The sequence below is a fragment of the Methanobrevibacter sp. UBA188 genome, assembly GCF_905234905.1.
In the GTDB taxonomy this organism is placed as follows: domain Archaea; phylum Methanobacteriota; class Methanobacteria; order Methanobacteriales; family Methanobacteriaceae; genus Methanocatella.
Genome location: NZ_CAJOJM010000019.1, coordinates 17,118 through 30,282 on the forward strand (window position 1 = coordinate 17,118; position 13,165 = coordinate 30,282).

At 34.4% G+C, this 13,165-nt stretch carries 17 protein-coding genes and 2 tRNA genes; 3 read left to right on the top strand and 16 right to left on the bottom strand.

Annotated elements, in window-relative coordinates:
- Positions 1 to 14: 14 nt before the first annotated feature.
- From QZ143_RS05410 to frhA, 5 genes are all read right to left on the bottom strand, one after another.
- Entirely contained in the window at positions 15 to 983 is a 969-nt protein-coding gene (locus QZ143_RS05410) for a hypothetical protein (protein WP_292881943.1), read from the bottom strand.
- Positions 984 to 1,110: 127 nt separating this feature from the next.
- Positions 1,111 to 1,962 (bottom strand): coenzyme F420 hydrogenase subunit beta, encoded by an 852-nt coding sequence (gene frhB, locus QZ143_RS05415; protein WP_292606066.1) that lies wholly within the window; start codon positions 1,960 to 1,962, stop codon positions 1,111 to 1,113.
- 11 nt (positions 1,963 to 1,973) lie between these two features.
- The gene (gene frhG / locus QZ143_RS05420) at positions 1,974 to 2,816 is read right to left on the bottom strand and encodes a coenzyme F420 hydrogenase subunit gamma (protein WP_292881946.1); all 843 of its coding nucleotides are present in this window, start codon (positions 2,814 to 2,816) and stop codon (positions 1,974 to 1,976) included.
- On the bottom strand, positions 2,816 to 3,388 hold the full coding sequence (frhD, locus tag QZ143_RS05425; RefSeq protein ID WP_292881949.1) for a coenzyme F420-reducing hydrogenase, FrhD protein: 573 nt from the start codon (positions 3,386 to 3,388) through the stop codon (positions 2,816 to 2,818). The genes frhG and frhD overlap by 1 nt, the downstream gene beginning before the upstream one ends.
- 20 nt (positions 3,389 to 3,408) lie before the next feature.
- Complete coding sequence (gene frhA / locus QZ143_RS05430; RefSeq protein ID WP_292881952.1) at positions 3,409 to 4,623, bottom strand: coenzyme F420 hydrogenase subunit alpha; 1,215 nt, start codon at positions 4,621 to 4,623, stop codon at positions 3,409 to 3,411.
- Between the two features lie 158 nt (positions 4,624 to 4,781).
- On the opposite strand from frhA, the gene QZ143_RS05435 reads away from it, so the two are divergent.
- The 3 genes from QZ143_RS05435 to QZ143_RS05445 all read left to right on the top strand — a co-directional run bounded on the left by QZ143_RS05435 (position 4,782) and on the right by QZ143_RS05445 (position 5,606).
- Positions 4,782 to 5,321, top strand: coding sequence for an endoglucanase (locus tag QZ143_RS05435; protein WP_292881955.1), 540 nt, complete (start codon positions 4,782 to 4,784; stop codon positions 5,319 to 5,321).
- Positions 5,322 to 5,404: 83 nt separating this feature from the next.
- A tRNA-Arg gene (locus QZ143_RS05440) sits at positions 5,405 to 5,478 on the top strand.
- A 54-nt stretch (positions 5,479 to 5,532) separates the two neighbouring features.
- Positions 5,533 to 5,606, top strand: a tRNA-Arg gene (locus QZ143_RS05445).
- A gap of 2 nt (positions 5,607 to 5,608) precedes the next feature.
- On the opposite strand, the gene QZ143_RS05450 is transcribed toward QZ143_RS05445, so the two are convergent.
- From QZ143_RS05450 to QZ143_RS05500, 11 genes are all read right to left on the bottom strand, one after another.
- Positions 5,609 to 6,796, bottom strand: coding sequence for a TIGR00375 family protein (locus QZ143_RS05450; protein ID WP_292881958.1), 1,188 nt, complete (start codon positions 6,794 to 6,796; stop codon positions 5,609 to 5,611).
- Positions 6,797 to 6,817: 21 nt separating this feature from the next.
- A complete protein-coding gene (locus QZ143_RS05455) occupies positions 6,818 to 7,378 on the bottom strand; it encodes a DUF2112 family protein (RefSeq protein ID WP_292881961.1) in 561 nt (186 codons plus the stop codon).
- A 33-nt stretch (positions 7,379 to 7,411) separates the two neighbouring features.
- Positions 7,412 to 8,182: a proteasome assembly chaperone family protein gene (locus QZ143_RS05460; protein ID WP_292881964.1), complete on the bottom strand. Its 771-nt coding sequence runs from the start codon at positions 8,180 to 8,182 to the stop codon at positions 7,412 to 7,414.
- Between the two features lie 3 nt (positions 8,183 to 8,185).
- Complete coding sequence (locus tag QZ143_RS05465) at positions 8,186 to 8,356, bottom strand: RNA-protein complex protein Nop10 (protein WP_292606050.1); 171 nt, start codon at positions 8,354 to 8,356, stop codon at positions 8,186 to 8,188.
- Between the two features lie 6 nt (positions 8,357 to 8,362).
- Entirely contained in the window at positions 8,363 to 9,160 is a 798-nt protein-coding gene (locus QZ143_RS05470; RefSeq protein ID WP_292606048.1) for a translation initiation factor IF-2 subunit alpha, read from the bottom strand.
- Between the two features lie 63 nt (positions 9,161 to 9,223).
- Positions 9,224 to 9,403, bottom strand: a complete 180-nt coding sequence (locus tag QZ143_RS05475; protein WP_042691937.1) for a 30S ribosomal protein S27e — start codon at positions 9,401 to 9,403, stop codon at positions 9,224 to 9,226.
- Positions 9,404 to 9,412: 9 nt separating this feature from the next.
- Entirely contained in the window at positions 9,413 to 9,691 is a 279-nt protein-coding gene (locus QZ143_RS05480) for a 50S ribosomal protein L44e (protein ID WP_069575597.1), read from the bottom strand.
- Positions 9,692 to 9,907: 216 nt separating this feature from the next.
- The gene (locus QZ143_RS05485; protein WP_292881972.1) at positions 9,908 to 10,798 is read right to left on the bottom strand and encodes a hypothetical protein; all 891 of its coding nucleotides are present in this window, start codon (positions 10,796 to 10,798) and stop codon (positions 9,908 to 9,910) included.
- A 55-nt stretch (positions 10,799 to 10,853) separates the two neighbouring features.
- Positions 10,854 to 11,588, bottom strand: coding sequence for a proliferating cell nuclear antigen (pcna) (gene pcn, locus QZ143_RS05490; protein ID WP_292881975.1), 735 nt, complete (start codon positions 11,586 to 11,588; stop codon positions 10,854 to 10,856).
- Between the two features lie 84 nt (positions 11,589 to 11,672).
- A complete protein-coding gene (trpA, locus tag QZ143_RS05495; RefSeq protein WP_292881978.1) occupies positions 11,673 to 12,443 on the bottom strand; it encodes a tryptophan synthase subunit alpha in 771 nt (256 codons plus the stop codon).
- Positions 12,436 to 13,165: pyridoxal-phosphate dependent enzyme (locus QZ143_RS05500; protein ID WP_292881981.1), on the bottom strand; the 730-nt coding region annotated here is incomplete at its 5' end. The genes QZ143_RS05500 and trpA, both read right to left, overlap by 8 nt.

A 13,165-nucleotide genomic window follows, 5' to 3' on the forward strand; every position in this document is an offset into this window, starting at 1 on the left:
GAGTGAAAACTCCTTTACCTAATCAAATATCTTTGGAATAGGGAAGTTGCCTTTGCCTTTCCGAATGAGGCAACAAGTTTATAATTGCCCGCTTTTGCAGGTGTTTTTAATGTAAAAGTTGCAATTCCTTTTTTATTTGTCTTTGCAAAATAATTCTTTTTATTGAATTTTACTTTCACTTTTTTGTTTTTAAATACTTTTCCATTATTATTAAGCAATTTTACCTTATATTTGAATGTCTTTGATATTTTTTTGGCACCAAATTGAGTTAAAGGAATTAAAGTAGGCTTAACAATAATCTTATTGGCCACAATATAATATCCGTATTGGGCAGTGACCAGATAAGAGCCCGGCTGAAAATTGATTTTCAATTTTGCATTGCCGTTTTTATCAGTTTTAACAACATGTTTTTTTAAGTTTACAGTAAATGTAACCTTTTTATTTGCCCCAACAGGTTTTCCATCATTTCCATATACTTTAACAGTATAATATTTCCCACTGTTAAAATAAAGATTATAGTCCTTGTTTCCGGTCAATACATCAAATACATTAATTTTATCAGAAGTAACATCCGGAGCTACAACATTCACAAGATATAATGTGTGAGCACCCTTTTTTGCAGGGAACAAAAATAAGGCAACACCGTTAGAGTCAGTTGTTGCATTGACTCCAAGCAAGACTGAATCCACCCCACAATACACGATTGTATTTTTTAGAGGTTTACTTTCATTATCTAAAAAAGTTGCATAATACTCAATAGCCCCATTATACCTCTTTACAACATTACCCGGAATAATTGAACTTGAATTGTCATTTACATTATCAGAATAATCAGCAGAAACGGCTGATTCATTACTTGCCTCAACTATCTCATTTTGATTTGAAAACTCGACAATATCCTCTTTTTGAGTGTCCATTACCAAATCAGTCGCATTTTCATCCACTGCAAAACTGGCAGACACGGAAATTAAAATAGAGAACATCACTAATAAAATGAAAAATTTATTTAATTTAATTTACACTCCTCCGTAAAAATAATATTACTATATTAGAGGATTAAAATATTTAAAGTTTGCTTTAAAAAAAAAAGAAAAAAAGAAAGAAGTGGAATTAGTATTCCACTGGGAGTGGTAATCCCATTTTAGCTCTTCTTTCACGTTCTTTACCGTTTTTGTCTTTTTTACCTTTAGCTAATTTTTCAAGTAAAGGAAGACCTGGTTTTACTTCGTCCATTGGTTTTGTTTCGATTAAACCAGCATCAACTGCTGCTTTAAATACGGTTTCACCATCACCAGTTCTTGTTAAAACAGTAGACCATCCGTCAGGAGATCCAACAGAACCGGTTGATACGTCAGCCCATTCAGCAACATAGTCCATACAGATGTTACATCCAGCTTGTTCGTATCCGTGTGTTTCTTTAATAGCTAAACCTGAGTCTTCACCATCTTTGGTTAACCAGAATTTACCTTTACCAATGTCCATTTTAGTTGCATCTTGTAAGCTGTCAAATCCTAATTTTGCAGTTGCAAAGGTGTCAAGAGAAGCCATTGGGAAGTTTTCCATACAGTAGATACCGATGATTAATTTGATTTTATCAGCGACAAATCTTGTGAATGGATAAGCTTGTGCTTTTCTTAAACCTTGGGTTTGACAAGGAGTTGATACTACACCAACTTTTTCTAAACCGTATTGACGTGTTGCTTCTTTTAATGCAGATAAGGTTGGGGACATTGAGTATTTAGTTCCTGCTGCTGCAATAACTTCATCAGCTGAGGTTACTACAGTAGGAATTGGTCTCCAATCTTCATCAGGAGTTCCAGCTACGACTGCACCTTCAATGATTCCTTCATCGAGTGCGTAACAGAGTAATGCTGAAACGATTCCTCCATCTTGGGATACGTCTAAAATTTTGCTATCAGTAGATCTTGCAGATACTGCTTCTTTATAAGTACCTAATACCATATCCATTCCTCCTAAAGTCCAGTTTCCTCTTTAATTCTTTTGATAGGTAACCATGCTCTTGGACACATTGCATAACAAGATCCACATTTAATACATCTGTCTCTATCACAGCTAGGTCTACCTTCAGAAAAGCCCATAGCTCTTGTTGGACAAGCTAGAGCGCAAGTTCCACATCCAGTACATAATCCGTTACGGATTACATTGGTTAATACATCACAGCCACATCCAGTGTTGCAAGCAGCTTTATCAATAGCAGGTTGTAAGTATTCCATGTCTCCGTTGCATAATGCTACAACAACTTTTGCAATCATTTCAGGAGCTACAGGACAACCAGGAAGTGCACAGTCAACTTTAACTAATTGGCTGATTGGTGCGAATGATTCGTGTTTAGGTTGTGCTTGTTGACCTCCACGTGCGAAGGTTGTGAAACAACCGGTCATAGCACAGGAACCGAATGCACAGATTAAACCTGATTTTTCTCTTGCCATTAAAAGTTCTTGGACACTGTGATCATCTTGTAAACAGACTGATCCTTCAATTAAACATAAGTCCATTTCAGGCATTTCTTCAGCGAAAGTACCGTGAACCCATTTGTCTACTAAAGTTTGTCCGTATACGATATCAACCATGTCAGTTAAAACTGTAGATAAAATGTCATAGTTTTCAGTTAAAGACATTGCATCTCCAGTACAACCACTTAAGTGTATGTAACCAATACGTGGTTTTGCTGAAGCAGCTTTTGGTTCTTCTGCAGGTGCTTTTGTTTCAACAGGAGCAGCTTCAACTTTTTTCTCTGCTTTTGGTGCTTTTGCTTCTTCAGCACCACCGAAAGCTTTTTTCAATTTATCAAACATTATTTTACCCCGATTTCATTTAAAATAATATCTATAGTCTTTGGAATCGCCTTTTCTACAGGTTCTGTTAAACCCATATCCACATCCGGAGTTGGTACTTCAGCAGGTTTGCAGCCAACAATTACAACCTCGCATTTGTTTTGTGAAATTTCACGAAGAGGATCCTCAACAGTCATTCCATGAGGATTATCATATTTCCCTTGTTGCATTACACTTGGATCAAAGACATCCACTGTACCCGGTTCGGCATTGAATTCCACAACGTCTATAACAATGAGTTTTTTCCAGTCATATTCAGAATATAATGGGAAAAAGTTAGTAGGCGCTGCAGTTCCTCCGTCAACGAATTGAACACCATCAGGCAATGTTTTGTTTGCAACTTTCTCTTCAATTTCCTTTAAAATATCCTTATCAAATTCATTTTCAACGAAGTCTGTAACAGCTGGGTCATAATAGTCGTTTTTATCATTAAATAACTTTTGTAATAAGTTAATGACAATTGGACCGTATCCATCATCTTTAAATAATACATTCCCGCATCCAATAACAATTATGTCCGAATCATAAGGCATTAATTAATCCTCCCAAATACTTAGATTCTCACCATTTCATTTTTAAGAATGGATTTGTCTTCATCGTCAACTACCATCACATGAGTTGCACAGGATAAACATGGATCGTAAGCTCTGATTACATGTGGACCAAACTCATGGTGGAATCCTTCAGTTGCAGGACCCATTGTTGGAATGTTCCAAGTAGTTGGTACAATTGCTGAGTAGAATTGGGTTTTACCATCTTTGACTTGAGCCATGTGTACGTCAGTTCCTCTAGGACCTTCTATGACACCAAATCCGAGTTCACCAGTTCCTCTTTTATCGTATGATACGTTTGCAGGTGCTGCAGGATCAATTGCATCTAATGCTTCTAAACAAGCATCATAGTTTTTCAACATTTCGTCAGCACGAGCTGCATGTTGAGCAATTACACCTTTATCTTTAAATCCAGCGAATTTTTCCATTCTTGCTCTTGGACCAGTTTCAACATTAGTACCTTCCCATAATGGAATTACTGAACATGCTTTTTTACCAATGTCTGGTTCATCATACCATGCTTCAGGTAATACTTCTGAGAATTTGTCCATATCGAAATCGTTGGTACCGTAAGTTGCATCCATTGCCATTAATGGTTGGTTAACTACACCTAAATCTTTAGGTAAACCAGCTTCAAGTACACAGTTTTTAATGAATTCAACGTGTGCTTCAAGTTTTGGTTTTAAAGCAGTCATTCTTTCGATTAATCTTTCTTTGGTGAATGGTGTAATGTTTCTTGCCATTCCTCCAACTCTGATATCAGCTGGGTGGATACCTTCACCAGCAATCATGTCTACAACATATTGTACAGTTTTTCTTACTTCACTTACACTGTTAACTGCATCTACGAATTTGTCTTCAGGGACAACATCCGGTGCAACTAAGAAGTGGTGAATTGCTGCACTGTTAATACCGTGTGCTGCTGCGACAGCTTTTCTTAACAATTTTCCTGCTTTAGGAATTTCAATACCTAAAGCCATATCCATAGCTTCTGCAGATGCTAAAGTGTGTGGAATTGGACATACTCCACAAATTCTTTGACATAAAACAGGAGCGGTTTCAGGAGCTTTGTTAAGAACCATTTTTTCTAAACCCCTAACAGGAGTTATACTTAAATACATCCCTTTTGTAACTATCCCTTCATCGTCTACTTCCATGACAAGTTCGGCATGGCCCTCTTGACGAGTTGTAGGAGATATAACTACTCTATCTTTCAAATTTGTCACCTCAATTTTAAAACTTAGAAACTAACATTAATATTATTTGTTTAATTATTTATATATAGTAATCCTAAAAAAACAGATAGAAATATATATAAAAGATAAAAAACTTAATTATATTATTATCTTTAATATAAGTTATAGGAGGGATAATTTTGGAAAAATCAAATATAATTATTTCAATAATTATTGTGTTATGTATTGCAGCAGCAGTTGCAGCATATGGAATAACAAATAGTGACAATCCAATTTTCTCAGATTTATCCAGTATGCAGGGTAAAGACACCGGACATGGACTTGGAAACAATTCCTCAATAAACAAAACAAATGGATCATCATCTGTAGCAAGCACTGCAGGTAGTGCAGGCAGTTCAAGTTCCGATTCAGGTTATAGTGATGGTGGATCAAGTTCTGGATCAGACTCCAGTGATTCTTATAGTGATTACAGTAGCAGCAGCAGTAGTAGTAGCAGCGATTATTCCTCAGATAGTAGTTCAAGTTCCAGTTCAGGTACTTCATTATCTTATTCAGATGCTCAAAGTATTGCAGCTGGCGCAGTTTCAGAACCTGGATGCTATGCTGGAGGAGGATACTATTCTGATGGATACTGGTATTTCACAGTATATGACCAAGATGGAAATGCTGTAGATTCTATAAGTGTTAGCGATTCATCAGGCGCTACTGGAAGAGGTTAATTTTAACCTTCTTTTTTATTTTTTTAAAATAATAGATAAATATATATAATAAGAAAAATAAATTATATAATTGTTGTAATAGAGGGCCCGTAGCCTAGCTGGATAGGGCGTCGGACTTCTAATCCGAAGACCCCGGGTTCAAATCCCGGCGGGTCCGCTCTCTTTATTCTTTTTCTAAAAAAAATTTTTAAAATGTTATTTTAGTTATTTTGGGCTTGTAGCCTAGTCTGGAAGGGCGTAAGACTCCTAATCTTAAGATCGAGGGTTCAAATCCCTCCAAGTCCGCTTTAAAAATTATCTAAAGTAACTAATTTTTTTGTTTTATTCTCTTTAACTTTATTATCAAAGAGAATTTTACCGTATTGACCCCCACCACCTGGAACAACATTAATTGAATTGTTTCTAAACGATTCAATAATATTTGCAACATCAGAGTCAATTTTTTTAATTTCATCTAATGAAACATTAATTAAAACATCAATTTCGCTTCCAAAAGCATCAATTAGCTTTTGCCACCTATTTTGAACAGTTTTTGTGGTAACCCCTTTATCCAAAAGCGTTGCTATCAACTCTGCAAGAGGCATTAAATGAACATACTTTGGCCTGAAATCAGGATGTTTAGGTTCATCATAATCAGCAATCTCTGATATTCTAAAATCAACACCTTTCTTTATCCTTCCACCACAATCACATTTCATCTTATTTTCCTTTGCAACTTCAGGATCTATTATTTTAAAGCATCTTGTACATGCAGTCATATGATATTTTCCAAGATTTGGCACAAGACCATAATTTGCCTGAATCTTATTGTGTTTTATTGAATTTTTTATCGAAGAAAATGAAATATCTTTGAGTTCTAATGCATTAAATTCCCTACCCAACCTATGAGGCCATGGAGAATGCGCATCGGAATTAGTCAAAAATGAAAAATCTTTAAGTTCTCTAATCCTGTCAGCCATAAACGTGTCTGCAGACAAGCCCAATTCAACAAAATCGGGTTTTTTCTCATAACAATCAAAAATACTATCATAGGATTTATACATACCAGTCCATGGAGTAAATGCATGTGCCGGACCAATCAAACAGTCATATTCCCTAACCATTTCCAAAAGTTCAGCTCCCAAGTATCCTGTTCTGGGCCTGCCATCACTATTCTTATTTTTTGATACCAACTTTTCAGATAATTCTCTTGCAATTTCAATGTTTGGAATGATGATTAAATGATGGATTCTATGTTTTCCTTCAACTTCACATGTCAAAACAAAGTCCGTTCCATCAGCAGTATATATTCCGTCTCCCGAATAAGTAGTGCTTTCTTCAATTATATTTAACCAACCTGGATGGAACGCATCCCCAGTTCCTAAAAGCTGAAGACCCTTTAATTTAGATTTTGGAGCCATATTCTTTATTAACATGTCTTTTGATGATGCTGATGAAAAACAGCTGTGAACATGAAAATCTGCATTTACTAACATATTTAAAAATTAGAATTCATATTATATTAACTTATTTAAAATGCTTTTAACATCTTCAATCGGATATTTGTCCTTTTTTACATCAAAATCAACTGTTAGTCCATCTTCATTAACGGAGTCTGAATAAGGGTTTAAGTCCTTTAAAAATGAGTTGGTCTTGTTAATTAAATCAATCAATTGATTTTGATTTGTTGGATATGCTAGTTTTAATGTTGGAATGTCCAGATCCTCAACCATTTTGACAGTGAGACTGTGGGCATTATTGCAGGCATTTCCCCCAAACAATATCAAATCATTTAGAGCACCATACATTTTAATGTAATCTTTAGGCCTTTTTCCTATAATAATCGCTGCATCAGCATTATTCAAAATCCGAGACAACAAAAAAAGCCTCCCCCTTATTCCGGAAGGAATTTCACTTGAAGAATATGTAAGCAATAAGTTGTCATAAGTCAAATTACCCTCACAAATGTCCATATTGTCATATTTGGAAAAGTCTGAGGGAGACAAATAAGAATGTCCATTTTTTTCTATTAATGGAATAACAATCATTGCCGCATCGGGCACAACAATAACATTCATAATCTAAAAAAAAGTTAAAAAATGATATATTGATTATCCAATATATCTTAAATCATCTGCAGTTCCAGCATTAGCCTTATTTATTAAATCTTGTTCCATTTGTTGAGCTTTAGCAATCATTTGTCTGGTTTCTTCAGCTCTTTCTTCTAATTTATCAACGTTGATTTCAAAATTAAGTAAATATGAAAGTTTGTTTAATATAGCTTCTGCAGATTCTGCATCAATGAAATAACCTGGGGTTTCACCCATAAGGCAAGATCCATGAATTCCTTGACGAACAGCCAAACCCAAAAAGAGTCCGGAAGCTCCGACAATGCCACCATCATTAGATCTAATCTCAATTTCTGCTTCTTTTAATAATTCAATATCCTCTTCATGAGTAGCTGCTCCTAAAACCTTTGGAATTTCAACAGGTTGACCAGTAGCCATCCCACCTAATGTAAAAATTCTATTTATATCGAATTTTCCGACATAATCCAAAATATCTTTACACATCAAATATTGACCTTCCGGAGTTAGAGCTTGAGTATTACCAACAAGAATAATTAAATCCAAATTATCTTCACCAACTTCCTTAAGATAATATAATTCATTAATCATATTACCGATAATGCCTTCCTCTTTAACAAGAACTTGAGGTGGAAAGGTTGGAGAATATATTTCAGCAAATTTTGTAGCTCCCAATTCATCAATCATATGATCAGCAGCCAACTTACCAACATGACCAATACCAGGTAATGCTTCTATAAAAATAGGATTATTTAATTCTATTTCTTCTAAAGTAATTATTTCTGTAACGTCCATATCCTATTTCTCCTTCATTGCTTCTTTTTTTAATATACGACGATATTTACCGTATTTATCTTCAACAGAAAATTTTGGAGGATAAATAACTTTAAGTTGCCCGCCACATTTTGGGCAAGCATCTTTTAAAGTATAAATTCCGCAATCGGGACATTTATTCATTTTCATATTCATAAAAATCTAATTATCTAACTCTCTTAAGAAAGCACCATTTCCTTCAGATTCTTCAACAACTGCAATACATCTGTCAGCAGCAGCTTTGAGAGCTTTTTCAGCTAAAATATAATCAGTGGATTTGACAGTTATTCTGTATCTTGGTGCACCAACGCATTGAACCTTAATCTCTTCCTCTTCATCACCATTATCTTCAGCGGCTTTAAGAGCGGAAATAATGACTTCAACACCGTTTGGCACGAAAGTTTCAATATCAACATAACCACTAATATGAACTTCAGGAGGAGTGATATTCTTTTTAGCTACTTCAGTAATAGCATCAGCCCAATCTTGAGGGATTCCTTCTTCAGTAAGTGATTCTGCACCTTCATCAGCAGCAGTTTCAAAAGCACCATAAACATCCCCAAAGATGTCCATAAGTTCATAACCTACTTCATCATAAGCTTCATCTAAAGTTTTACCTAAAGATTTAGCAGATAATTCTAAAAATTTTTCAGCTTTTTGTTCAATTTTCCAATGTTGGATTTTTTTAGTTCTTTGATCTTCACGGATTCTTTTTAAAGAAGCATCCACATGCCCTTTCTTAGGATTTACTCTGAGAACACGACAAACGATTTTTTGGTTTTCCCTTACATGATCTCTGATATTTTTAACCCAACCAGAAGATACTTCAGAAATATGAATAAAAGCTTCTTTGCCCTGATATTCTTCTAATTTAGCAAAAGCCCCATAATTAAGAACTTTGTAAACAGTACCGACAATAAGTTCCCCTTCATCAGGCCATTCTTGACTTTTTCTTACCATACTCTCACCAACATTAAATAAAAATTATAAAAAATAGTAAAAAATAAGTTGAAAACTAGAAATCTAGTTTAAAACTTTTTCAATGTGTGCTGTGATTTTAGCTTTAGCACCACGAGATTTGACAAGGGTTTTACCACAAATAATACATTTTACGTCAGAAGCTGCACGATCAAAGATTATTTGTTCATTGTCACAATCTAAACATTTAACTTTTAAAAAGTTTCCTCTTCCTTTACTAACCATGTTAATCACCTATTTTGCTACAAATTCTGGTTTTCCAGTTCTGAAAGATTGTTTAATGTGAGATTTACCACATTCTTTACATTTAAGTCTTAAGTCTAATTTTTTAACAGGTTTGTTTCCAGCAGGTAAAGGCCTTGGATAACCTCTGTAACCAGCAGTTACACGTCTGAATTGTCTTTGTCCCCAAGTTAATTCACTAGCTTTTCTTTTTTTAGCAGTGTGTACCTCATGCATAGTGTGTTTTTTACAGTGAGGACAGTATGTTCTTTTTTCTTTTGGTATTTTCATTTTTTCACCGTATTAATAAGTCATTGTAAACCTATCCATGAATTTATCTAAACTCAAATTTTATTAGAAAACGTTAGAGATTAAAACTGCATTGTAACGCATCAAGTCTACAGACAGCAAAAATCCAAATTATAAAAAAATATAATTTTTTAATATCACAAATAGATACATTCATTATATATATTTATCAAGTTATTTAAAGTTAATCCCAAACTGCTAAATTTTAACTTGTCTACCCTTGCGATTTTTAAAAAATATTTTGGCATTTATCAAAGGTAAGGTTACCAAATCCTGAGGCATGAAAGGACCATAAACTTTTTCATCAACACCCACAATAGCACCAATTTCATCAAAAACCAACATTGTAACAAGTTCTGTTTCCTTAGCAATTTTTTTGGCCTCAAAATCATAAAATTCTTCATTTTCATCTAAAGCATTGGGATTTTCTTCAATATCATTATTTTGAGGTTTAGTCGCTTTAGGCATGTTAACAGCTTCTTTTTTTGAAATTGCATTTTGGGAATTGATGATTTGCTTTTCAATAGGTTCCCTTTTCTCGCCAACAATAGGTTTGGCTTTAGAAATTTCATCTAACCTATTCAATACCTCATCATCTTCCTTTTTTTCAACAGACTCTGGAGAAATCAATGTATTGGATTGAGTTTCTTTTGGTTTGATTATTTTTTTATCAATAATCTCTTCTTCGTCTTCAGCCAATTTTTCCAATGAAATGTTTTGCCTATGATTTTTTAAAGTGTCGACTAATGAAAAATAAAATTTTTCCTCTTCAGGAGTTAAATTTAAAGGAGTAGTATCAATCAAATCAAACTGGGGAGTGCCAGTGAATAGATGATATGACCTGTGAATATTCAAAACTGCGGAATTTGTAATTTTTGTTTCTCTTCTCTGACAAATATCCGTAGCAATTATTTGAGCTTCTTTAAGCATTGCAGGTGCCTTGGAAAAGGGATCATTAATTGCTTCTTGCTTTAACATATCCATATACACATGCATATCATTGTAAAAAGTTTCATCTACACGAGAAAGAGTACCGTTATTCCTCTCTTTTTTCTGAATACTGCGCAAGGTTTTGTAAAATTGATCCACTTAATACCATCTCTAAAAAAAATTTTTAAAATAAAAAAAAGTTAAACAAATGAAATTATTCATCTGTTTCTAATCTAGGAGCAAGCAAGAAACTAAGTTTACCGTCACCAGTAACCATATTAAGAGTTAAACTTAATGGCATGTCAGTACCTAAACTAATTTCAGCTTCCTCTGAAAATTTATCTGCTTTAAGCATTTCTCTAATCTTATCCAATGAGAATAAAGCTTTTGCATGTTCTTGAATATTTTCACCGTGAAGATATTTGATGCTTGCATCACCGAATTCACCGTCAGCAGATGCGATAAAGTAATCTTCATCAACTTCAAGTATAATCTTGTCTGAAAATATATCAATATCATTAATACTGTCTTTTAAGATAGAGAAACGAACTTTGAAGTTAGTTGGGTGTTCAATAGTTGGTGGGACTGGGTTATCATATTCTATATCTATTAATCTAATTTTGAAAGTCCTAGTAGCGTCCCCTTCAAAAGTAATGATGAAATTATTATCATCAACAGACATTAAAACCCTATCCTGAGATTTAGCACGTTTAAGTACTCTCATGAACTCATCAGTATCTATGTTGATTTTTTCAGGAACATCACAAACATATTCATCAAATAAGCTAGATTTTAACTCTAAATGTACGAAAGTTATGTGACTACGGTCTAAGGCATCTAATCTCATGCCTTCACTATCAGTTTGAATTTGTACTTCATCAACAATTGATGAAATAGCATCAAAACTGGTTTTTAATATATTAGAATCACTTAATTCTGCTTTAAACATAAATAATCCTCTTAGTTAAAATTATATATTATGAATATATTTTTATATTTATTATTTAATAAGTGTTTTCATTATTTGAAATTTTTAATTACAAGCCTTTTTCATGCTTGAAACATACTCTTTCAATACGGATGTTGCATCTTCACCATGTTCCTCAATTATTTTTACAATAGCACTGCCAACAATAACCCCATCAGCAATTTCACCGATATTTCTAGCCTGTTCGGGAGTATTGATGCCAAATCCAACAGCTAAAGGCAAGTCTGTTACATCACGGATATCTTTTAAAATTGATTTTAAATCTGTTTTTATTTCAGATCTCATTCCTGTTACTCCCAATGATGAAACCACATAAATAAAACCACTTGCATCACTGGCAATCTTTTGAATTCTTTCTTTGGAAGTTGGAGCAATTAATGAGATAACATCGACATCATTTTTGCGGGCAATATCGACAATTTCTCCTTTTTCCTCATAAGGTAAATCAGGAGAGATAATGCCGTCAACACCTAACTCATTACATTTCTTAAAGAATTTTTCATAACCGTAAAAGAAAACGGGATTAATATAAGTCAGAAATACAAGGGGAACATCGCTTTTAGCACGAACCGCTTTTACTATATCAAAAACATCATCGGTTGTCGTATTGTGTTTTAATGCACGCACATTGGCATCCTGAATTACAACACCCTCCGCCATAGGATCTGAAAATGGAATACCTATCTCTATCAAATCACATCCTGCTTCCTCCATAGCCAATATGAATTCAACAGTTTTTTCTATGCTTGGGTCTCCGGCAGTCAAAAATCCGATAAATGCTTTTCCATTTTTGAATGCATTGGCAATTTTACTCATTTAAATCAACTCCCCTATACTCTGCAATTGATCGTACATCCTTATCTCCCCTTCCAGATAGACAAATCATTATAATATCTTCCTTATCCATTTGAGGAGCAACTTCCATAGCATAAGCAACTGCATGTGCACTTTCAATAGCTGGAATAATTCCCTCCATTCTTGATAGATATTCAAATGCATTAACAGCTTCTTCATCAGTAATCGGAACATATTCTGCTCTGCCACAGTCTCTTAAATAGGCATGTTCAGGACCTACTCCAGGATAGTCAAGACCTGCTGAAACTGAATATACAGGTGCAATTTGACCATATTCTCCCTGATTAAAAATGGATTTCATTCCATGAAAGATGCCGATTTTACCCTTTGTTAAAGCCGCTGCATTATAAGGAGTGTCAATTCCTTTTCCACCCGCTTCACATCCGATTAATCTTACATCCTCGTCATCAATAAAATTATAGAATGCCCCCATCGCATTACTTCCACCACCTACACATGCAATAACAGCATTTGGCAGTCTTCCTTCTTTTTGAAGAAATTGTTCACGAGCTTCGGCACTAATTACAGCCTGAAAATCTCTTACAATCATTGGAAATGGATGTGGCCCCATGGTAGAACCAATCACATAATTTGTATCATGAACACGTGCAATCCAATCTCTAAATGCATCATTTACGGCATCCTTTAGTGTTTTGGTTCCGGATTTTACTGAATGTACCTTT

Bases quoted from the DNA above. Each gene is read 5' to 3' on its own strand.
- QZ143_RS05410 (WP_292881943.1), bottom strand. From the start codon at position 983: ATGTTCTCTATTTTAATTTCCGTGTCTGCCAGTTTTGCAGTGGATGAA.
- frhB (WP_292606066.1), bottom strand. From the start codon at position 1,962: ATGGTATTAGGTACTTATAAAGAAGCAGTATCTGCAAGATCTACTGAT.
- frhG (WP_292881946.1), bottom strand. From the start codon at position 2,816: ATGTTTGATAAATTGAAAAAAGCTTTCGGTGGTGCTGAAGAAGCAAAA.
- frhD (WP_292881949.1), bottom strand. From the start codon at position 3,388: ATGCCTTATGATTCGGACATAATTGTTATTGGATGCGGGAATGTATTA.
- QZ143_RS05450 (WP_292881958.1), bottom strand. From the start codon at position 6,796: ATGTTAGTAAATGCAGATTTTCATGTTCACAGCTGTTTTTCATCAGCA.
- QZ143_RS05455 (WP_292881961.1), bottom strand. From the start codon at position 7,378: ATGAATGTTATTGTTGTGCCCGATGCGGCAATGATTGTTATTCCATTA.
- QZ143_RS05460 (WP_292881964.1), bottom strand. From the start codon at position 8,182: ATGGACGTTACAGAAATAATTACTTTAGAAGAAATAGAATTAAATAAT.
- QZ143_RS05465 (WP_292606050.1), bottom strand. From the start codon at position 8,356: ATGAATATGAAAATGAATAAATGTCCCGATTGCGGAATTTATACTTTA.
- QZ143_RS05470 (WP_292606048.1), bottom strand. From the start codon at position 9,160: ATGGTAAGAAAAAGTCAAGAATGGCCTGATGAAGGGGAACTTATTGTC.
- QZ143_RS05475 (WP_042691937.1), bottom strand. From the start codon at position 9,403: ATGGTTAGTAAAGGAAGAGGAAACTTTTTAAAAGTTAAATGTTTAGAT.
- QZ143_RS05480 (WP_069575597.1), bottom strand. From the start codon at position 9,691: ATGAAAATACCAAAAGAAAAAAGAACATACTGTCCTCACTGTAAAAAA.
- pcn (WP_292881975.1), bottom strand. From the start codon at position 11,588: ATGTTTAAAGCAGAATTAAGTGATTCTAATATATTAAAAACCAGTTTT.
- trpA (WP_292881978.1), bottom strand. From the start codon at position 12,443: ATGAGTAAAATTGCCAATGCATTCAAAAATGGAAAAGCATTTATCGGA.